Genomic DNA, 20,621 nt, shown 5'->3' on the forward strand with positions numbered 1-20,621 from the left:
GACTTTTTCAACATCCTGTTAGTGCACATAGTTGGGAATATTGATGAGCAAATTCGCCGTGAATGTGGTCATGACGTTCAACATCCACGGCAGAAACAGCAACAGCGCACCAAAGAGAGCCAGTATTTTCGGGACGAATGTGAGCGTGGCTTCATTCAGCTGGGTCATCGCCTGGAGAATGCTGATCGTCAGGCCGACAAACAGACTAAGCCCCAAAATCGGTGAGGACACCAGCAGTGTCGTCTCTAGCGCTTGTCTGCCCAGTTCGGTCACCAATTCAGGCGTCATGTCATTTCTCCTCGTTGCGCGCATCTCGTCTTGCGTGACGCGTCACCGGTTGAGTCTTGCGCGATACGCTTCACGGATACGAACGACACGCGACCGGTCACTGAAAACTACGCACCATCGAACCGACCACCAGATACCAGCCGTCGGCCAGCACGAATAAGATCAGCTTGAACGGGAGGGAAATCACGACAGGAGGCAGGAGCATCATACCCATCGACATCAGGATACTGGCGACCACCATGTCGACGATCAGAAACGGGATGTAGATCAAGAACCCGATTTGGAATGCAATTCGCAGCTCGCTCAGGATGAAGGCCGGGATAATGGCATGGGTGGGAACATCATCAAGCCGCTCGGGCTTTGGGATGTGACTCAGCGTGATGAACAGTTCAAGGTCCTTGTCCCTCACCTGGTGCAGCATGAATGTTCGCACCGGCTCGATACCCCTTTTCCACGCATCCTCATAAGAAATCTGCTCGGCGATCAACGGTTGCATGGCATTGCTGTAGACGGCCTGACCCACGGGAGCCATGATAAACATCGTCAAGAACAGCGCCAAAGCCAGCAACACTTGGTTCGGCGGAACCGTGGGCGTTCCGAGCGCTTGCCGAAGAAACGACAACACGATCACGATTCTCGTAAAGGACGTGACCATGATGAAGAGGGCCGGCGCCAGGGACAGGACCGTCAGAAGAATCAAGATCTGGATGACCACCGCAGTTTGTTGGGGGCCGTTTGCTCCGAAATCAATGCTGACCGAAGGACCGCTCGCTGCCGAACCTGACGACGGCATCAAGAGGATCGCCATTGTCCCGACCATGATCGCCCACATGATGATCCGGCCGGCGTCGTGACGGTTAGCCATGGATTCCTTTGTCATGATTAAAAGAGCTCAACGGCAGACGTCGAAGCCATGAGGCCAAGACCGACTGCGGTGCTGGGCTTTCGGTGGAAGGATTCTGGATGGGTGAAGCGAGCAACTCACGCAATTGAGCGGAATCGCTGACGCGTCCCAATGGGACCAGATCGGTTGCCGTCGTCCCGATGATCAGATATTCACCCGCGACCGACACCAGGCTGACCGTCTTACGCGGAGCGATATAGCCGCTGGCGAGTACCTGGACAAGCGGGCGGCCGCCGGTGATTCCCAGTCGATGCCCCATCAATCGCCGGACCGCTAATGCCGCGACCCCCATGAGAACCAATACGACAGCCAGAGCCGAGACGGTGCGGAACAAGCTTTCCCATAGATCAATCACGATCGCTCCCTCTGACCGTTCAACGCAGCTGCTGCACGCGTTCCGCCGCGCTGACCACATCCGTCAATCGAATGCCGAACTTTTCATTCACGACCACCACTTCGCCGCGAGCAACCAGTTTGTTGTTCACCATCACTTCCATCGGTTCGCCCGCCAACTTGTCCAGTTCGATCACCGACCCTTGCGCCAACTGCAACAGATCGCGAATCGCCATCTTGGTCGATCCGACGTAAACCGAGACGCTCATCGGAATGTCCAGGATGAAATCGATGTTCTTCGGAGTGCCTCCGGTTTCCGTGTTTTGGACGGACGGAAACGAAGCGGGTTGCGGAGTAGGACTTCCGGTCGTCTGAGGGTCGGTGCGTGTCGCGGATTCTGATTCAGCCATAGTTACTCTCTCGGTGCTGTTCCGACTAGCTCAATACTTTGGTTACGCGGCAAGCGTGATTGCCTTTGAAGATCCCTGGACTGCCCTGAATTTTGTGATGGCCCTCTATATAACAGTCGAGGAGGTCACCCGGACGCTGGTCAAGCAAGATGACGTCTCCCGGGGTAAAATTCATGACATCTTTCACCGTCACCGTCGCCGTTCCCAGCCGCACCGCAATAGGGAGGGGACAGTCCTGCAGCCGGTCACGAAATCGCTGATTCCACTCTCCGTTCTGATCGACATGATCGGAGACGAGGCCGGAATAGAGCTTCTCTTTGATCGGTTCAAGCATGCTATAGGGATACACGATGTACAGCTCGCGGGCGGTTTCTCCCAGAATGACTTGGAGAGTCACGACCACCACGATTTCCGAGGCAGTGACCACCATCGCGAACTGAGGGTTACTTTCAGAGCGGAGGTACTCCACCTTGACCGGCACGACTGCCTGCCAAGCTTTTTCGAGGTCGACGAGCGCTTGCAGCAACAATCGTTTAATGATACGCAGCTGGACGGACGTGAAGTCCCGTCCCTCAGGCTTCACATGAGTCTGTCCCTTTCCGCCGAAGAAATAATCCACGACCAGATACACCAGAAACGCATCCATCACGAAGAGGGCGTTCCCCCGTAACGGATGCATATGAAACACGTTCAGCGACGACGGCATCGGAACTTTCTTCAAGAACTCGCCGAACTTGACGACTTGCGTTCCGACCACGGCGAAATCGACGGCCTCCCGAAACATGCTGGTCCAGATAATCGATTGGCGGCGGATAAACCGGTCGTTGACCATCTCCATGGTCGGCATCCGCCCGCGGATGATCCGCTCCTGATTGAACAGATCGTATCGCGTCACACCTTTTGCATCTTGTGTATTGTCCTTCGGAGCGGTTTCTACCTCTCCTGAAACGACTCCCTTGAGGAGCGCATCGATTTCATCCTGTGACAGGATCTTTTCCATAACACCAGTCTATTGAACGACGAATTCAGTGAAATAGGCGGAGCGGACGCCGGGCTTTCTCAGGACGGCGCTGATGCGTTGGGTAATTTCATCACGCAGTTGCAATTTTCCTTGAGTCGTTCTCACCGCATTGACATCCTTGCTGCTCAGCAGGACGAGCACCGCATCTCGAATCTGGGGAACCCGCGCCGACAGCTCGGTGGAGACGGCTTCGCTCTCCACCTCGAGCTTGATGGTGATCTTCAAGTAACGAACGTCCGGTGTATCCGCGAGGTTGACGATGAAGGGTTCTAAGTCGAACATGGCTCCCGGCACGGCAGCCTGGCCTTGCTTTCCGTTGACTTCGCTCGCAGGTTCGGGCTTGGCCTCCGCTTCAGCCTTATGCTCTTCCGCACTTTCCGAACCTTTATTGGATCCTCCCAGGAATTTGATGACCACAAATGCCCCACCCACACCGAACAGTAAGGCAACGACCGACACAATAATCAGTAGTTTGACCGGGAACGCCGAAGCGGGGGCCGCTACCGGAGCTTTTTCGTCTGCCGCTGCTGCATCTGCCATGGCTCCTCCTCGAGTGACTCGTTGGCCAGGTGCGGAGACTGCAATGCATATGCCACTACCGGTTGATCCCAACGGCCATCTGCCATCGCGAATCAACACACTTTTCGCATGATTCAATGGGACGCTCGCTGCGGGGTGGCCGGAGGATGGGCTCGCTGTCAGCCAACCGCTTGACAGCGTCAATAAGCTGACGGGAATAACGACGGATACCGGACGCGGGGAATAGAGAGGGGTTGGGCCGAGAGTATGACTTCACTCCCCGCCCAACCCCAAGTCAACGGGCCTACCGTTTCAGGTTGACCAGTTCCTGAAGAATTTCATCGGATGTGGTGATTACCCGAGAGTTCGCCTGGAAACCGCGCTGCGCGGCGATCATATCGATAAAGCTTTCGCCGAGATCGACATTCGACAACTCCAGTGAGTTGGACAGAACCCGCCCAAGGCCTGCGCTGTCCGGCGTGCCCGTGACCGGCTGGCCGGAGTTACCGGATTGTGCAAAAGTGTTCTTCCCGGTCCGCGTGAGTCCAATGGGGTCCGGGAAACGCGCCAGCACGACCTGCGCGAGTGCCCGCAGTTGCCCGTTGGAGAAACGTCCGTTGATGATCCCGTTCGCATCCACCGAAAAGGCTTGGAGCGAGCCGGCGGCAAAACCATCCTGTGTCTGCTGCACGAGAGCCGACGTCGACCCGAATTGCGTGGTCCCGTCGAGTCCGCTCCCGCCGTCGGTCGTCACGCTGGAGCCGAAATTCAGCGCAATCAACTGGTCCGGCGTGGCCCCGACAAAGTCGATCTGCAGCTCTCCCGGCACCGTGCCCGACGTACCGGTCGCCGTGCCGGTGTCGTATCGAATCACCGTACTCTCTCGATCCAGCGTACCGTCCGTCCCGAACGTCAAGGTACCGGATCCGACCCGGACAATACCCAGACTGGCGTCGATGTTGCTGGAATCATAATTCGCCGTCACGACGTCGGACATGCCCGCCACGGTATTATAGTTCCAACTGTTGGCGCCGATCTTCGTGAAGTAGGTCGTCAGCAGATGGCTGTTGCCGAGTGAATCGAACACCGTCATCGACGTCGAAAAATTCGACGTGGCAGGCGGATCGGATAGTTGGAAGTCCGTGCCGGTCGTCGAGGTGGGCGCCACCATATTGAGGTTGGCCGCCAGCGTATCGCCTCCGTTTGCCGTCACCACAACTGTCCCGGTACCGGTGGTGGAATTGTTCGTCGTGCCGGTCATGCCCGAGGCGAAAGTGTAAATATTCGCCGCGTTGACCGACGCAGTGAACCCCGCATAGGCGGCGGCCTTGAAGGGATCGTTCGGAACCAGCGCGCGCACGGCGTTTTGAACCGCAGTGGCCAGCGCCGAGCCTGTCAACCCGTTCGCCACAGTGACCGTCTGAGCCCCGTCACCGTTCAAATCGATCACGAAAGAATTGTTGCCCCCCGCGGTCGTGGTCGTCGACGCCGCCGAAGCCACGATATTCCCCAAAACACCGTTCGGTGTGGTTGCTGAGTTCAAGTTGGCTGCGACCAACGCCGTGGTCGTGGCTCGCGGCGAAGCGGTAGTCGACGGCAGCGCGATATCGCCGATCGTCCCGGTAATGGTGCCGGTCGTGTCGGCGAGGAATCCCTGCAGCTTGAATCCCGTAGGGTCTACGACGTTGTTGTTCTTATCGAGACGGAACAGGCCGGCTCGGGAATAGAAGGTCCCGCCCTGCGCGTCCTCAACGATGAAAAATCCGTTGCCATCGATCGCAAGATCCAATACGTTCGATGACGTCGCCAGCGACCCTTGGGAGAAGTTCCCCTGGACGGATGTGAGTGCCACGCCGATGCCGGTTTGAATCGCGCCGGCGCCGCCTGAAATCGATGAACTGATCAAATCGGCGAACGACGCTTTGCTCCCCTTGAAGCCGACCGTACTGAGGTTCGCGATGTTGTTGCCGATGACGGAGAGTGCTGTGCCGTTCGCATTGAGCCCGCTGACTCCGGCAAACAATGACGACAGAATTCCCATGGGTGCATGCCTCCTTCTTCAGCCTGTTCGGACAGTTTCCTGTTACTGCACTTCCACAATCTCCGACGGATCCACAGCTATCGGGCCGATAGCCAACTTGGGTTGCCCATCTTCCATACGCACGCCTGTCACGGTGAGTTGCGCACGCCCTTTAGAGACCACTGCTGCGCCCTGACTATCAACGGCAGAGATGGCATATTCATAGATGCCGGCCGGCAGGGCGACGCCATTGCTGTCCTTTCCATCCCACTGTGCCTGGTTGAGCCCGGCCCCGCGGCCGGTGTACTCCAACGATCGCACAGCCTGCCGATTCTGATCGAGAATCGTAATGTTCACGCGAGCCGCGCTCTTTTCGAGCGCGTATGTCAACGATGCCGAACCGTTCTCCAATTGAGTCAGAGGGCGATCGACGCTGACGTTGCGGCCGACCATGGGCAGCAGCGTGAACTGCAGCGAAGCGGTCTGCGCGTCGAGACTCTTCTGCATCAGCTGTGCTTGCTTCGCGGTCTGCTCCAACTGGCTGAATTGCGCGAGCTGTGAGACGAATTCGGTGTTGTTGGTTGGGTTCAGAGGATCCTGGCTTTTCAATTGCGTGATCAGGAGTTTGAGAAAATCGTCCTGCCCCAGCTGTCGAGGTCCGGTTTTATCAGACGTCGATGGGGTTCCAGTCGAAGTGATTTGTGATACATCAACCATTGCCGTATCCCCTTTCCAATCTACGCGACCAAATTCAAGAGACCGTGCAGTGACCCGCGCGGTTCGTCCCGCCTATCGTGGCCATGCTCATGCTCCATTCCATGTGAACCTTGATTCCATGCATAACCTTGTTCCTGAAACGAACCTTGTTGAAACGAACGGCCAGTGCCCTGGCGGTCGATGTCGACGCGGAACTGTCCCATTTCCAGTCCGTTCGTCTGCAAGACGGCTTGAAGACGATCCTGCCCGTTCATGAGGTATTGACCAACCTCCGGTCTGTCGGCTGACATATGGGTATGAACCACATCATTCATCATTGCGACACGAACATTCACATGACCCAGATCAGGTTGAGCCAAGTCGAGCACCACCGATCGGGTCATCAAGCGCGCAGAGTGTTCCATCGTATCGTGGGCCGGCAGGGCCGGTGGTGGGCTCACGAAAGAAGCAGTGGAAGGCGGCGGCGTTGGACCGGAGCCGGAATGGGCCTGGACTCCGGCCGCCATCGGCCCGGCAGACTGTCCGTTTGCAAGCTGAAGATCGACCACAGCTGCCTGCGGGAGTTTGGCGACCACGTGATCAGATTGTGGACCATTGTGATCCACCCACAACTCGTTGAACTGCTCTCCTGCCTCGGCACCCGGCTGCTGCCCATGTGGGAAGGCCCACCGTACCCTCGCTCCGATGTCCTCAGGATTCCCGAGAGCTCGCCCATAGTAGTTGACCTGCGTGGAAACGGAATGGTCTTGCGGGGCCTCTTCGAGCTGAACTGAATCCGGCTTGGGGGTTTCAGGTTTTCCGTTTGACGACACGGCACCGAGGTAGGCGTGAAACGCCCGCCGAACAACCGAGTCTTGATGTGGAAGGGGCGAGGTAGGCTGCGGCTCCACAGACACCGGCTGAGTTTTCCCACTATCCGTCACGGCTGCGCCGCTGTTATCCACAACGACATACGGAGTCTGCCTTACGACTTGATCCGCTTGTGATCCATTTTTCACTTGAATCGACGAAGCTTCCAACTCCTGCTTTGCCAGATCGTGCGACGGAGTGCTGACCGTATTGGGAGAAGGATGATCTTCAGAGGGGTGGGACTCCGTCACCGGAGCATTCACTGTCGCCACCGATATCAGCGGAGACTTTGGGAGATCACCGGAAGCCTCAGTGTCCTTCCGAGATGAGTGAATCTCTTCTCCGACCTCAACCTTGTCTTCTAGGTGACTCTCTCCCTCCGTGTGAGCCTCGGTCTCATCGATCGCTTCGGGTGCCGGCTGAAAAGGAATGACGGCCACGACAGGCGCAGATTCTTGTCCTTGACTGTCGGAGCCTGCGCTGCTCTCCTGTCCGGAAGATTCCACGTCTGTCTTTGAAACTTCAGTGTTGCTCTCATTGTCACTCGATCGGCTGTCGTCCGTTGCCTGAGCGGGTGATGTATCCGCCCGCTCCGTACGAGTCGAGGAACCACTCAGACCTCTCGTCTCCTTCGACGGGGAACCAGCATCGGACTTCGTCGCCGGTCGACTGTCATCCGCTTCGCGAGCGTCTCCCCTCTCCTCTTCTCCACGAGCTCTCTGAAGAACCGTGGAAAAACTCTTCCGAACGCTGCTGGAGTTTGGAGACGTCGTTGCCCGGACCGGCTTGGGACTCCCATCCACAGGGCGACCGGATGGAGCGGAGGGCATATTAGGAGCGATGAAATCCATAATAGGTCGGTCTCGTATGATCCGTGGCGAAAGAATACAAGCCCCATGCCACTCGAGCGGGTTAGCAAGATCAATAAATACGGGCAATTGTAACGAAGAGTCCTACAACTCGATGCTGGGAGGGAAAAACTTTACTGGGTACTAGGCAAAAGTGACCCGCGAAACGATAAACGGATCGTTCTTTGTCCTATTACAACGGAGATTCAAACTGTAGCGGGAGTTTCTTGGAGCGATCGTCAGGCAACTTGAACCTGAAATGCCAATCACGCTGCCCGGTCTCCGGTGAGGAGCGAAACCAGCCCTCAGCGGTAAGATGCTGATCCGATTTCGACTTGCCTTCGGGATAGAACTTGAAGCGCAAAGGGTTGTCTTTCCCGCCCGGTGACGAATCCGGGTTTAGCCGGCCGGTGATTTCCACGTGGTCTTCCAGCGTATCAAGCGCCTGATCCAGGAGCGACCGAAGCAGAGTTGTGGTGAGGGCCTCCTCGAAGGGTTGATCGGGGTTGAACGGTTCCGTTTCAGCCGCCCACAGAGGAGCGGCCATACACATCAAGAACAGCGCGGGCACCATAGTTCGTAACATGCGATCACTCTATCGCCCCCTCGCCGCCTGGTCAAGGCCGAGTCGGAAGGATGACAGGATCGAATGGCTAACCTTCCGAATACGGATGGTGGTATCGTCACTTCGAGTAAATCATTTCCCGTCTGAACAACGCTATTTAGCGATTTCCGAAGTTCCGATGCCTGCGTTCTCCGGATCGCCCATGAACTTGTTGGCGATCATCTGAGTCGCCTTGAGCGGATTCAGCGCCAGATCAAGCCACCTAGCTGCCGCAGATTTGGCAACCTCTCCATAGCGGAACCGATAGCCGAGCCTGGCTAGTTCCTTTTTGTGGAAGGTCCACAATCCCTTGTCGGAATGATCAAATATTTTGGCGCCCAGGAATGCGTAATACTCCCGCCATCGTTGCCTGAAACATTGTTCAAATTCCTCGTCGCTCAAATAGGCCCGTCCATACTTGGTCAAGTGTTCAAGCATCCCCAAATAGTCGGTGCCAAAGCGCTTACAAAAATGACTTTGCGCCGCCACATGCACTCTCGTGAACGTCAATACCTGATGGACAAAGCCGAAATCTCGACTCCTGAGAATATCGAAACACGCCTCAATATCGCAGTGGAAGTTGGCTTCGTTGTAAAACGTGGGACGCTTTCTCACTTCATCGGCGCCAATCAACGTCGACGTCGATCCCCCGAACACGTACGGGTCGTCCAGGAAAGCATGTCGGCCGATCTCTCGGCCGGCCATGATACTCGTCTCATACGGTGGAGTTCCATCCCAGAACATAAAATCATTGCGCAACCTATGTGCGCCGACAATGGCGACTGTCGGATGAGCTTCGGCAAGTGCAACCATGCGCTCGATACACTCCTGAAACAGCCAGTCATCTGCATCTACCAGTTTGCAGTATTTCGCCGCTGGGGACATCAGCCGAAATGCCACATTATGGTTCTGAAGGCTGCTGACGAATTTCGAGTTGTTATGGATACGAATCCTCGTATCCTTGCTGGCGTAGCTTTGAGCAATTTCAAGAGTTCGATCGGTACTGCAATTATTGACAATGCAATACTCCCAATTGTGGTAGGTCTGCGCCAACACGCTTTCGATGCATTCGGCCAGGTATTGCTCGCCGTTGTAGACGGGCGTGAGGACACTCACGAACGGCTGTGATTGTGGCTTCATCCGCTTCGCCTCGAGTGATTATCGAATCGCTAAGCTCACAGAACGGAACGGAAGTCGCGCCTTAGCCGAGGACGATTTTACGACCGTAAAAAGCCTCCGCATAGTTGCTTGGCGCATTCGATTCGATACCGCGAAGACGCAATATGGAATGGAAGGTCTCTCGGGAAAACCATTGCCTGCTTCGCTGGCTGGGAAATTCATCCATAAGATAACCGACCTTTTCGTTGCATATGGACTGAGTCAAAGGAACAAAGACATTCGGCTGCCCGAGATCTCCGTCATACTTCGGAATTTCAAATTCGAGTATCTGATGATGACGAAAGGTATTCCACGTCAGGTCAGATACCACTCGATGATCCTGATGCAGGTCGTGCCTATAGTGCGTGAAGATCAAATCAGGGCTTACCCGCTTTTTAAGACGTTCAAAGAAACCCTTGATCTCTTCACCCCGGTAGGGAAAGAAGCTTTCTTTGAATTGTTTCGTGACAACGGTCTTCTTCCGCGCGTTTCCGAGAAATCGCCTTGCGCTGGACAGCGCCTCACGCCTCCGCTGCCCCGCCGCGCTCAATACCACCCACGTGACGTGGCAATTCTCGCAGGTGCTCAGGAGACGAAGGATCGTGCCACCACAACCAATTTCGATGTCGTCGGAGTGCGCCCCCAGACACAACACCGACAGCGCCTCGTTCCGGGGACAAAGGGCGTTCAATTGGAGCATGTCGAGATCGTATCCGCTCCATGAGCACGCCCCCAACCAAGACTCGGTGTCACTCGCTGCATCATTTTGCTCCTCGTTAAGTAAATTCCTGACATCAGCAGGATCGTCGCCGCACAATGGATGCAATAAGAATTGAGAGCGAGTTCCTTATGATCGTCTCGAAATCATGACAGCCGACACCGACGTTGACCGCGGCACAATCTCTGACCATTCGGTGGAGTGCAGACATCCGCCTAATCCGGTTTCTTAGCAAAGTGATTCTTCCATATCATCCATGGGCAATTTCCACGTGCCTCCATGCGATCGAATGCGATCTTGTCCTTGAACGTATCCATGCATTGCCAAAAACCGTCCCACTGGAATGCCGCAAGTCCGCCTTCGTCGACAAGACGCCTAAACGGCTTCTCCACCAACTCTTCACCGTCATGTATGTATTTGAATATCTCGGGCTTCATCACGAAAAACCCGGCGTTAATCCAAAATTCTTGATCGCCCATTGCACCGATACTGGTGACGATACCGTCACGCCCGGTCTGCACGGCATGAACACTTTGCCGACTTCGCACTGCAACGAGACTCGCAATTACGTTCCGCGACTTAAATTCGGTGAGTTGCCGGTCGAGCGGAAGATCAGTCAGCGCGTCCGCATAATTGGCGAGAAACGCCTCTTCGTCTTCAACAAACTTGCGCACATGAAGAAGCCGTTGCCCGATGTTGTTGTGCAGGCCGGTATCCACGAAGGTGATTTTCCAGTCGGCGAGATCTCGCGAGTGCAGTTCTCTGCGGCCATCCTTGCCGTACATGGTAAAGTCATTCGTCAGCTCTTCATCGTAATCAAGAAAATACCTTCGTATGAGATCTCCCCGATAACCCAAACACAGAATGAACTCATTGTGGCCATAGTGAGCATAGTAGCGCATGAGATGCCAGACGATCGGTCGAGCCCCGATATTGACCAGCGGCTTCGGGATCGTCTCCGAGTGTTCCCGGAGTCGTGTTCCCATCCCACCACAAAACAGCACCACTTTCATCGTGACCCACTTCTGAATTGTCGCCCGATGGCTTTATGACGATCGGCAATCCCCATCAAAGTCACAATCCTTCAAGAACACTTCATGAATGGACGAAGATGACTATCCGTACCTTCTGCCCTAAACGGCAGCGTCAGTTCGTTGCCCCTCAGCCACACATTACTGCCTAAATGTTTTGGCCTAAGAGTATACTCGAACTTCTGGGATCGGCACAACAAATTGTCCGCCCCACTCCCGAATCCAGCATAGCTGCTCCATAATTTCGTCTCGTATATTCCACGGAAGAATCAACACGTAATCCGGTTTTGTTTCTCGAATCTTGCCGGGATGATGGATGGGGATATGCGTTCCCGGCAGAACTTTCCCTTGCTTATACGGATTACGGTCGACAGTGTAGTCAACAAAATCCGTTCTGATCCCGCAGTAGTTCAGAAGCGTGTTACCTTTTCCCGGCGCTCCATAGCCAACAACCGTTTTCCCCTTACGCTTTGCCTGGATCAAGAACTCCAGGAGCTTCCGTTTCGTTTCCTTGACCTGCTCTGAAAATGCCGCATATGTATCCAGCTGATCGAGCGCGACCGTCTTCTCGTGGTCTATCAGCGCCCGGTATCGAGTCGTCGTTTCATTGCCGGCATACTCCCCATGGCAGCCGTAGATCCGCAACGATCCCCCATGCGTCGGCAATTCCTCGACATCGAACAGTCGCACCCCGTGAGCGGCAAAGATTCGCTCAGCGGTCATCAGTGTGAAGTAGAAAAAGTGTTCATGATAAATCGTATCAAACTGGTTTTCCTGCATAAGCTTCATCAAATGAGGGAATTCGATCGTCATGACCCCGGCAGGAGCTAGGAGAATTTTTATCCCGGCCACAAAATCGTTGATGTCAGGGACCTGAGCCAACACGTTGTTCCCAACGATCAAGTCGGCGGTCTTCCCCTCTGCTCTCAACAATTGAGCCGTATCTTTCCCGAAGAACTTTATCAGCGTTGGAATATTCTTCTGCCGCGCCACTTCCCCCACATTTGCGGCGGGCTCAATCCCCAATACCGGAATGCCGGCCGCGACAAAATGCTGCAGTAAGTAGCCGTCGTTACTGGCCAGTTCCACCACGAAGCTTTCCGGCGAGAGGCCAAAGCGTCGACAAATCATTTCTTGGTACCGCTTGGCATGTTGCACCCAACTGTCCGAGTAGGAAGAAAAATACGCATATTCGGTAAAAATCTCGTCCGGCTTGACATACTCGTGCAGCTGCACCAAAAAGCATCGGTCGCATACCAATACATGGAGCGGATAGAACGGCTCCATGCTGTTAATCCGCTCCGGAGGCACGAAGCTCTCACAGAGCGGGTGCATGCCAAGATCCACGAATGTCATGCCTAACGGCGCATGACAGAACAAACAGCCGCGGACATCCGTCATCTTCACCGCACAAATCTCCCTTAAAGGTGGCGCAGAATATCAACTACTTATACTCATAAAGTCAATGACGGTTCCGGTACAATACTATGGTTTCTCACTCTACATGAACTATCTGGGGCGCGCGCCGGCTATGACTTGGTAGACGACCCCAAACTGTGCGGGCATATCGCGGTAACGAAGCAAATGGCCATAGATGAGAATTGCCAACGCGGCCATCTCCGTTGGACAAGCACGGGCAGAGATCAAGGAAGACCTGAAACGTCTCTACGGTGTTTGCGCCAACAGCTGTTCGGTGAGTTTTGCGGCCCGGTCCGCTTTGACCTGGGCCAGGATCGCTCCGGCGGTTTTGGATTTGACCATCCGGAGAATCTCGATCGCTTTGCGGTCCGGCATACGTTCCAGGCGTGCGGCGGCGTCCTCTGACGCCATGGCTTCATAGATTTTGGCGAGTTGCATCCGCTGATCCTGTCCCGCACGGTCCTTCTCTGCGCGGATTTTGGCGAGTTGAGCCGGTGAACGGTCGTCTTTGCCCTGCGCGCTCTGAATTCGCTTTTCCAAGGCTTCGTTCTGGTCCAAGAGTTGCTCGACCTGACTCCTCACGATCATGAGCCGTTCTTCGTTTTCCCGGATCGCGTCCTCGCGCCGGTCCAAATCGCGCTTTCGCTGTTCCAGCATCTCGATCACTTCGCGGGGCAGATTGATTGCCGGCCCCTGCGTCACGGGGGGTGCCAACAGCTTGGCATCGTCGCGGGATTCGCCTTCGGTGCTTTCCCCCTCTTGCATAGGCTGTGGCTGACTTTGTTTCACTGAACTTTGCGGCAGAGGCAGCGTCTTTGGTTTGGGTCCGGATGAGGCTTGTCCCAATTGCACCATCACCCACAGGAGGATGGTCGAGCCGATGATCCCGCCGACCATCGTCCACAGCGACGACCGCCGGTTCCTCCTCGGCATATTCACAGCAAGATGTCCAATGCCGCCGAGACGAAATGGATTTACCCTGACCTGCGTAGATCGTACCTTCATGACCTATTCTCGCTTCCGCTGGAATACCGGCGGCTCGCGGCATCATCCGTGATCCGCTGCTCTTGACGCCCCATGTCCGCCCGCTTCGCTTCCTGGCGCTTTTCCGCCACCAGCTCAAGCAGCTTGCACTCCTGACTGGCTTCGACAAGGAGAGACTTGGTATGCTGCCATGCCGAAGCGGCCTGGTTGATCTCGCTACGCGCGTGCCGCAGTGCGGTTTGTTGGGAATCCATGCGTGCTTGCCATTCCAACAAGGCTTCGATCGTCAGCCCTTGCTTCGTGTGTCGTTCATAGTCCGCGGAATCCGTTTGAATCTGAGCTTCAATGTTGCGATGGCGTTCCTCGCTGCGGGCGAGAGTTTGGGTGATCTGCGCCAATTCCATCATCAAGGCCTCTACGGTCTGGGCGCGCAGCTTCTGCAACGAATCGAGACTCATGCCGTCTTCTGGGCCAGCGCCTCAAGCTGCTGCACCGACGCGGCTAAACTCGAGGGCTCCTCAATGTCCTGCCTCAAATACGAGTTGATCGCCTCTTGCGCCTGAACGGCGCGGTCGAGTCCGGCATTCATCCCCGACTTGTAGGCTCCCAACAGTACCAGATCTTCGGATTGGCGATACCGGGCCACTAATTCGAGAAGACGCCTGGCGGCATCGTACTGCGGTCGCCCGACGATATCCCGCATCACACGGCTGGCGCTCTGGAGAAGATCGATCGCAGGAAAATGATTGCGCGCGGCCAGCGCGCGTGACAGGACGATATGGCCGTCCAAGATCGAACGGACCGAATCCGCGATCGGATCACTGAGATCATCGCCATCCACCAGCACGGTATACAATCCCGTAATGGTTCCCGGTCCCGGTCCGGTTCCGACGCGTTCCAGGAGCTTGGGCAACAGCGCGAACACAGACGGCGTATACCCTTTGGTCGTCGGAGGTTCGCCGATCGCCAGCCCGACTTCTCGCTGGCCGTAGGCCAATCTGGTCAGCGAATCCATCAACAGCAAGACCTGTTTCCCGGCGTCACGAAAATACTCCGCAATGGTCGTGGCGACCAGCGCCGCGCGTATCCGCACGAGCGGGGCTTGGTCGGAAGTCGCCACGACGACGACCGAGCGTCCGAGTGCCTCCGCGCCGAGATCGCGTTCCAAGAACTCGTTGACCTCACGGCCTCGTTCTCCTATGAGGGCGATGACGTTGACCTCCGCTTTCGTATAGCGGCTGATCATCCCCAACAACACACTCTTTCCGACCCCCGATCCGGAAAAAATACCCATTTTCTGCCCGCGCCCGCACGTCAGAAAGCCGTTGATCGCCCGAACGCCGAGATCGAGGGGAACCTGGACGCGGGCTCGTTGAAGCGGATTCGGCGCACCGGCATGAAGCGGATAGCGTTCTTCGGTCCTCAGCGGCCCTTTGCCGTCCATCGGGTTTCCACAACCATCGAGCACCCTTCCCAACAAACCCGGTCCGACGGCGAGATCCGCCACGTGGCCCGTCATCGTAATTCGGCTGCCCGGCCCGATGCCCTGCATGTCGCCCAGCGGCATCAGCAAGACACGATCCCCACGGAATCCCACCACCTCCGCCGCGATCGGTCCCCCACAGGCTTCTCTTGTAATCCGGCACAGTTCTCCGACGGTCGTCATCGGCCCATACCCTTCCACAACGATCCCGACAGCTTGGGCAACTCTTCCGGAGATTTCGATCGGCTCGACCTGCTCGATGAGCTGACTAAGACTCATGATGAGGCCTGTTCTTCAAGACATCGCCCAAACGGAACAGTTGGGTATCGAGAGAAGCATCGACTTGTCGAGTTGCGGTGTGCAGCAGGCAGCTTCCCCGTGGAAGAGACGGCACCGGTTCGATGGTGATCGTCAACGCAATATCCTGCTGCCCCGTGAGTTCCGTCCGAACAGCCTCGAGCACCGCTGCATCCGCCGGATGGACCCGTATCACGACGCCGCCTGACTCTCGAATGACGCCCAACGCGGCTTTGACCTGCACAACGATCTGTTCCCGGCGCGACTCGGCCGACTCGTGAAGAATCTTGGACACAATCTGAAGCGCGAGTGCGATGACTTCGTCGTCGACCGTCTGTCGGAGCAGTGACCGGGCGGCATCGAACTTTCTGACGGCATCGGTCAGCACCGTGATATCGTGCCGGCGCTGCTCTTCCGTCTGTCGCCGGCCGTCCGCCAGACCTCGCTCGTATTCCGTCGGATCGTCCTCTCTTCGGAGCGCCTCTCCGTCTCCGAAGGTCTGGAAGGGTGCGCTCTGCAGACGTATCGCGCCGGATCGCACGGCGGCATGTTTCAAGACCGTATTTTCGGTGCGCAGCCGATGGAGTTCCAGTAGGCGGCGCACGGTTGCCAGGACGACTTCGTTTTGAAAGGGCTTCATCAAAAAATCGGTGGCGCCGGCCTTCATCGCGCGGACGGCGAGTTCCACCGTCGCCGCTCCGGTCATCGCCACGCCGATAATCCGATTGTCGATCCGCTGTGCTTCTTCGAGCACTGCAATCCCGTCTTGATCCGGCAGTAAGACATCGACGATCAGCAACGCCGGCGCCATCTGCTTCACCATCGATAGCGCCTCCTGGCCCGAACCGGAGACTCGAATGGGCACTCGCTCCGGCTTGAACAGTTCGACGAACAAATTGCGAACTCCCTCGTCATCGTCAACGACTAGGATGCTGCCCTGAAGTCGTGGAACCCCTCGTTCGCGCGCGGTCATCCACGGGATGGTCATACCCGTCACTACAGCATCTCCTCTCCCGGTCCGGCGATGACGATGCGGCTTTCCTCCTCCAGCTTGCGGCATACTTTAAGGATATTCTGCTGAGCCTTCTCGATATCGGATACCTTGACCGGTCCCTTGGACTCCATATCGTCCTTCAACATTTCCGAAGCACGGCTCGACATGTTCTTGAAGAATTTCTCCTTGACCTCCGGATTGGCGCCGCGGAGGGCCAACGGAAGGTCTTCCTTGCTGATCTCCTTCATCAATTCCTGCATGCCGCGGTCGTCGACTTTGATAAGGTCGTCGAACACGAACATGAGCGCCCGGATGGCGTCGGCCAGCGGCTGGCTCTTCTCGGCGATCCTGACCATAATGCCGCCTTCGTTGGCCTTGTCCATTCTTGTCAGAATGTCGGCCATCACTTCAGGCCCTCCGATGCTCTGCGATCCCATTCCTTTACTGGTCAATAACGCCTCTTGCATACTTTGGCTGAGTTCCTCCAAGACCTCCGGCTGCACTTCCTCCATGGTCGCGAGCCGAAGCGCCACGTCCCCGCGCATCGATTCCGGAAGCCCGGCCAGCACCTGCCCGGCTTGTTCACTTTCAAGGTGGGCGAGCACCACCGCCACCGTCTGGGCATGCTCGATTCTCAGCATTTGAACCAGGCTCCTCACATCAACCCATTTCAGCGCTTCCAGGCCGGGATAGGTTTTTCGGGCCATCGATTCGATGATCCGTGCCGCCTTTTCCGGACCCAACGCCTTATTGAGGACGGTCCTGATAAACTCTTTTCCATGGAACTGGACTTGTCCCGTCGCGCTCTGGGCGCGAAAGTCCGAGATGACCGCATCTTCCTCGTCTCGCGAGATTTGCGCCGTGCCGTCCATGAAGCTTCCCAACTTTTTGATTTCTTTGGGGTCGAGTTGCTTCAAGACCTGGGCAGCCGCCTCTTCCCCGATGGCGCGAAGAAGAATGGCTGCTTTCTGCTCACCCGTCAGGTTCTTCGTCATCTCAACGTACTAGGTTGGATTCTTGAGCCACTGTTTGACGACAACCGCCGTCGTGTCTGGATTCTTTCTGGCCATGTCGATGATCTGAGCTCGATCCGGCGCGTTCGGCAAGGAAGCTTCCCCCATTCCCACAGCGCCGGGTAATGCAGAGGCGACCGCCTCGGCCGGCATCTGCTCCGTCGTCGAACCCAGCATGGCCAGCAACGGACGGACGACGAAGAGGAGAATCACCGTAAACAGCAGAATTCCGACCCCGTAGCGGAGATACGGCAGCCACGGCCTTGGGCCTTCCGCCATGGCCTCTGCCGTCGCACCCTGTGCTTCTTCCGGCTCCGTGCCGAATTGGACATTGACGACTTCAACTTGATCTTGCCGCTCGGCCGAAAAGCCCATCGCCTTCTTGACGATTTCCTCAATCCGTTTTAAATCTTCCTCCGAACGCGGAGTGTATTTTCGTGCGACGACCGGCGTGTCCGCCGATTGCCCCTCACCGGCTTTTGCGGTTTCATAGATGCCGTCGACCAGCACCGCGACCGACAATTGCTTGATGACCCCCACCGGCTCCACGATTTTTGAGACTGTTCGGCTGATTTCATAGTTCACCGTCTCGTTTTTCGTCTGGCTGCTGCTCGAACTGGTCTGAGGCGGTTCCAGATCCGTTCCCGGCGGTACATTCGACTGCACACCGGGAACCCCGCCGCCGACCCCGTTGGAGCCATTGGCTTTTTCCTGCCCGCGCTGCTCGCTCCTCACCACCTGGCTGTTCGGATCATAGCGCTCTTCCGTCGTCTCGACCTTGCGGAAATCGACCAGGCTGGACACACGGACCACCGCCTTGTTGGGCCCGACGATTCGCTCCAACATCGTTTGAATGCGGGTCTCCACATCCTTTTCGATACTGCGTTGGTATTCGAGCTGCGAGTTGGTCAACCCCGACGTCTCGTCCGTCGCCGTGGACGACAACATGCGGCCGTGTCCATCCACCACCGTGACATCTCGGGCCTGCAGCCCTTCGATACTGCTGGAGACCAGATGGATCACCCCTTGCACCTGCGACTGAGTCAGCTGTTGTCCGCTGCGGAGCGAAAGAATGACCGACGCGCGCGCTTTTTCCTGTTCGCTGGCGAAAAGACGACGCTCCGGAATGGCCAGATGCACACGGGCCCGTTCGACTTCCGGCAGCTGCGCGATGGTTCTCGCCAACTCTCCCTGTAGGGCGCGACGATAGTTCAGCTTCTGGACGAATTCGGACATGCCGATCGATGTTCGATCGAAAATTTCAAACCCGACCCCGCCGCCGTGGGGAAGCCCTTGGGTCGCCAGTTGAAGCCGCAGATCGTGAACCTGAGCGGTCGGAACGAGCACCGTCGATCCGCCGCCGGTCGTTTCGTACGGCACCTTTGTTTCTTTGAGCTTGTCGACGATGGCGGCTGCGTCTTCAGTGCTGAGGTTGGTGAACAGCACCTGCATGTCCGGTTGCTGCGTCCATAGAGTAAGGGCAATGAGACCCGCAACGGACCCGGCCAACGCAATGAGGATGATCATCCGCTGATTGATGGAGAATTTTGAAAATATACCGGCCACGTTCCCTCACTCCTTCCGGTTGATCAGAGCTGCATCCGTTGAATCTCTTCATATGCTGCGACCAGCTTGTTCCGGATCTGCATCATCAATTGGAACGACACGTCCGCCTCCTGCAGGGCGACCATCGTGCGATGAAGATCCTGCGATTCACCCGTCATGAGGGCATCCACCGCCCGGTTGGATTCTATTCTCGCCTCGTTGACTTTTCCGATGGCGGACTTGAGAGAGTCCACGAACCCGGAGGTACCCGAGGTTTCGGCGGGGCCTGCCGTCCCAATCTTCGCCACATCGGCGATGGGAGCGATACCGGATGTCACGCCGTAAATCTGACTCATCATTACCTCCCGATCTCGAGCGCCTTATTCCACATGGCGCGTGTCGCGTTGATCGCCTGGACATTGGCTTCATAGGCGCGCGATGCCCCGATCATGTTCACCATTTCTTCCATGACGTTCACATTGGGCAGACGGACAAACCCTTTTTTGTCGGCATCCGGGTGATGCGGGTCATAAATCAGTTGCCCGGGTTTGGGATCTTCCACGACCTTTGCCACGGAAACCCCTTCGAGCGCATGCGCCGATGGTCCAAGGGCGACTTGGCGGAAGGCCCGCTGAAACGCGCTGGGGACCGCCGTCGAGCGAAAGACGACGTCACGTCGCTTGTACGGACCACCCGTCGGCGTCTTGGTCGATTGCGCGTTCGCAAGATTGCTGGCAATGACATTGAGTCGTCGCCGTTGGGCGTCTAAACCGGAAACCGATACGGCCATACTGTCGGACATTTCCATACACAACCTCCTCGATGGCAGTCAGCTCTCGGCAACCATCTGTCGGACGTCAATTGTTTGTTGACGGTGATTCGTCATCGCGCATCTCGTATGGCGCTCAACAACCCCCGGAACCTGGCGGCCAGTATCGTGGTCGCCGCGTTGTACTGCATCGCGTTCTCAGATAACTTCGCCATCTCCAACTCGAGATTCACGGAGTTCGCGTCGAGAGGGAGATCCCCTGCCGGCATTTCGCTGAGCTTCCCTGTGACGGCTTGCACCCCTTGCGGCCCATGGACGCCGAAATGCCCGGACTGAGTGGCCGCCAGCATGATCGGCAGGCGCCCCTTGTGCGCAGAATGCAATTGGTCCATAAAGTTCAGCTCTGATGCGCGATAGCCTGGTGTTTCTTCGTTGGCCAGGTTCGAGGCGATCACACGTTGCCGCGCACTGCGAAGATCAAGTGTCCGTTCCAACAGTCGCATGGTTCGATCAAAAATCGTCATAGCCTTGTGCTCCCTTCAGTATGCGTCGGCGTACCGTTTGCACTTTGATTGCAACCCTAATGCCTGCTTAAACCATCCGGTTATGGCCGAGACCCCAGCTTCGTCCCTATCACACGGCTTGTCGCAGCACGTGTTGTGGTTCTCTGTTTGGCGCGAGCCGTGGCTCGGGACGA

General features: G+C 56.6%; 23 protein-coding genes. All 23 read right to left on the bottom strand.

What is annotated here, in order from left to right:
• Positions 1-18 precede the first annotated feature (18 nt).
• The 23 genes from fliQ to flgB all read right to left on the bottom strand — a co-directional run bounded on the left by fliQ (position 19) and on the right by flgB (position 20,448).
• Positions 19-288 carry a flagellar biosynthesis protein FliQ gene (gene fliQ, locus H8K03_04070; GenBank protein UVT21103.1) on the bottom strand — a complete coding sequence of 90 codons (270 nt, stop codon included), beginning with the start codon at positions 286-288 and terminating at the stop codon, positions 19-21.
• 97 nt (positions 289-385) lie between these two features.
• On the bottom strand, positions 386-1,120 hold the full coding sequence (gene fliP / locus H8K03_04075; protein UVT22368.1) for a flagellar type III secretion system pore protein FliP: 735 nt from the start codon (positions 1,118-1,120) through the stop codon (positions 386-388).
• A gap of 25 nt (positions 1,121-1,145) precedes the next feature.
• Positions 1,146-1,547, bottom strand: coding sequence for a flagellar biosynthetic protein FliO (locus tag H8K03_04080; protein ID UVT21104.1), 402 nt, complete (start codon positions 1,545-1,547; stop codon positions 1,146-1,148).
• 19 nt (positions 1,548-1,566) lie between these two features.
• On the bottom strand, positions 1,567-1,935 hold the full coding sequence (gene fliN, locus H8K03_04085) for a flagellar motor switch protein FliN (protein ID UVT21105.1): 369 nt from the start codon (positions 1,933-1,935) through the stop codon (positions 1,567-1,569).
• Between the two features lie 25 nt (positions 1,936-1,960).
• On the bottom strand, positions 1,961-2,935 hold the full coding sequence (gene fliM / locus H8K03_04090) for a flagellar motor switch protein FliM (GenBank protein UVT21106.1): 975 nt from the start codon (positions 2,933-2,935) through the stop codon (positions 1,961-1,963).
• A gap of 9 nt (positions 2,936-2,944) precedes the next feature.
• On the bottom strand, positions 2,945-3,496 hold the full coding sequence (locus H8K03_04095) for a flagellar basal body-associated FliL family protein (protein UVT21107.1): 552 nt from the start codon (positions 3,494-3,496) through the stop codon (positions 2,945-2,947).
• A gap of 283 nt (positions 3,497-3,779) precedes the next feature.
• The gene (locus H8K03_04100) at positions 3,780-5,516 is read right to left on the bottom strand and encodes a flagellar hook protein FlgE (protein ID UVT21108.1); all 1,737 of its coding nucleotides are present in this window, start codon (positions 5,514-5,516) and stop codon (positions 3,780-3,782) included.
• 42 nt (positions 5,517-5,558) lie between these two features.
• Positions 5,559-6,212 (bottom strand): flagellar hook assembly protein FlgD, encoded by a 654-nt coding sequence (locus tag H8K03_04105; protein ID UVT21109.1) that lies wholly within the window; start codon positions 6,210-6,212, stop codon positions 5,559-5,561.
• A 20-nt stretch (positions 6,213-6,232) separates the two neighbouring features.
• Positions 6,233-7,912 carry a flagellar hook-length control protein FliK gene (locus H8K03_04110; GenBank protein UVT21110.1) on the bottom strand — a complete coding sequence of 560 codons (1,680 nt, stop codon included), beginning with the start codon at positions 7,910-7,912 and terminating at the stop codon, positions 6,233-6,235.
• Positions 7,913-8,102: 190 nt separating this feature from the next.
• Positions 8,103-8,495: a hypothetical protein gene (locus H8K03_04115; protein ID UVT21111.1), complete on the bottom strand. Its 393-nt coding sequence runs from the start codon at positions 8,493-8,495 to the stop codon at positions 8,103-8,105.
• Between the two features lie 132 nt (positions 8,496-8,627).
• Complete coding sequence (locus H8K03_04120; protein UVT21112.1) at positions 8,628-9,653, bottom strand: glycosyltransferase family 2 protein; 1,026 nt, start codon at positions 9,651-9,653, stop codon at positions 8,628-8,630.
• A 61-nt stretch (positions 9,654-9,714) separates the two neighbouring features.
• Complete coding sequence (locus H8K03_04125; protein UVT21113.1) at positions 9,715-10,371, bottom strand: PIG-L family deacetylase; 657 nt, start codon at positions 10,369-10,371, stop codon at positions 9,715-9,717.
• Between the two features lie 233 nt (positions 10,372-10,604).
• Positions 10,605-11,402 (bottom strand): glucose-1-phosphate cytidylyltransferase, encoded by a 798-nt coding sequence (locus H8K03_04130; GenBank protein UVT21114.1) that lies wholly within the window; start codon positions 11,400-11,402, stop codon positions 10,605-10,607.
• Positions 11,403-11,582: 180 nt separating this feature from the next.
• Entirely contained in the window at positions 11,583-12,821 is a 1,239-nt protein-coding gene (locus tag H8K03_04135) for a methyltransferase domain-containing protein (protein UVT22369.1), read from the bottom strand.
• Between the two features lie 264 nt (positions 12,822-13,085).
• Positions 13,086-13,844, bottom strand: a complete 759-nt coding sequence (locus H8K03_04140) for a hypothetical protein (GenBank protein UVT21115.1) — start codon at positions 13,842-13,844, stop codon at positions 13,086-13,088.
• The gene (gene fliJ / locus H8K03_04145; GenBank protein ID UVT21116.1) at positions 13,841-14,281 is read right to left on the bottom strand and encodes a flagellar export protein FliJ; all 441 of its coding nucleotides are present in this window, start codon (positions 14,279-14,281) and stop codon (positions 13,841-13,843) included. The genes H8K03_04140 and fliJ overlap by 4 nt, the downstream gene beginning before the upstream one ends.
• On the bottom strand, positions 14,278-15,585 hold the full coding sequence (locus tag H8K03_04150; protein UVT21117.1) for a FliI/YscN family ATPase: 1,308 nt from the start codon (positions 15,583-15,585) through the stop codon (positions 14,278-14,280). The genes fliJ and H8K03_04150 overlap by 4 nt, the downstream gene beginning before the upstream one ends.
• Positions 15,575-16,600 carry a response regulator gene (locus H8K03_04155; protein UVT21118.1) on the bottom strand — a complete coding sequence of 342 codons (1,026 nt, stop codon included), beginning with the start codon at positions 16,598-16,600 and terminating at the stop codon, positions 15,575-15,577. The genes H8K03_04150 and H8K03_04155 overlap by 11 nt, the downstream gene beginning before the upstream one ends.
• On the bottom strand, positions 16,600-17,592 hold the full coding sequence (gene fliG, locus H8K03_04160; GenBank protein ID UVT21119.1) for a flagellar motor switch protein FliG: 993 nt from the start codon (positions 17,590-17,592) through the stop codon (positions 16,600-16,602). The genes H8K03_04155 and fliG overlap by 1 nt, the downstream gene beginning before the upstream one ends.
• Before the next feature lie 9 nt (positions 17,593-17,601).
• On the bottom strand, positions 17,602-19,176 hold the full coding sequence (gene fliF / locus H8K03_04165; GenBank protein ID UVT21120.1) for a flagellar M-ring protein FliF: 1,575 nt from the start codon (positions 19,174-19,176) through the stop codon (positions 17,602-17,604).
• 23 nt (positions 19,177-19,199) lie between these two features.
• Complete coding sequence (fliE, locus tag H8K03_04170) at positions 19,200-19,514, bottom strand: flagellar hook-basal body complex protein FliE (GenBank protein UVT21121.1); 315 nt, start codon at positions 19,512-19,514, stop codon at positions 19,200-19,202.
• On the bottom strand, positions 19,514-19,963 hold the full coding sequence (gene flgC / locus H8K03_04175) for a flagellar basal body rod protein FlgC (GenBank protein UVT21122.1): 450 nt from the start codon (positions 19,961-19,963) through the stop codon (positions 19,514-19,516). Before flgC ends, fliE begins: the two co-directional genes overlap by 1 nt.
• A 74-nt stretch (positions 19,964-20,037) precedes the next feature.
• Entirely contained in the window at positions 20,038-20,448 is a 411-nt protein-coding gene (flgB, locus tag H8K03_04180; protein UVT21123.1) for a flagellar basal body rod protein FlgB, read from the bottom strand.
• Positions 20,449-20,621: the final 173 nt, after the last annotated feature.

Source organism: Nitrospira sp., from assembly GCA_024760545.1.
Lineage (GTDB): Bacteria > Nitrospirota > Nitrospiria > Nitrospirales > Nitrospiraceae > Nitrospira_D.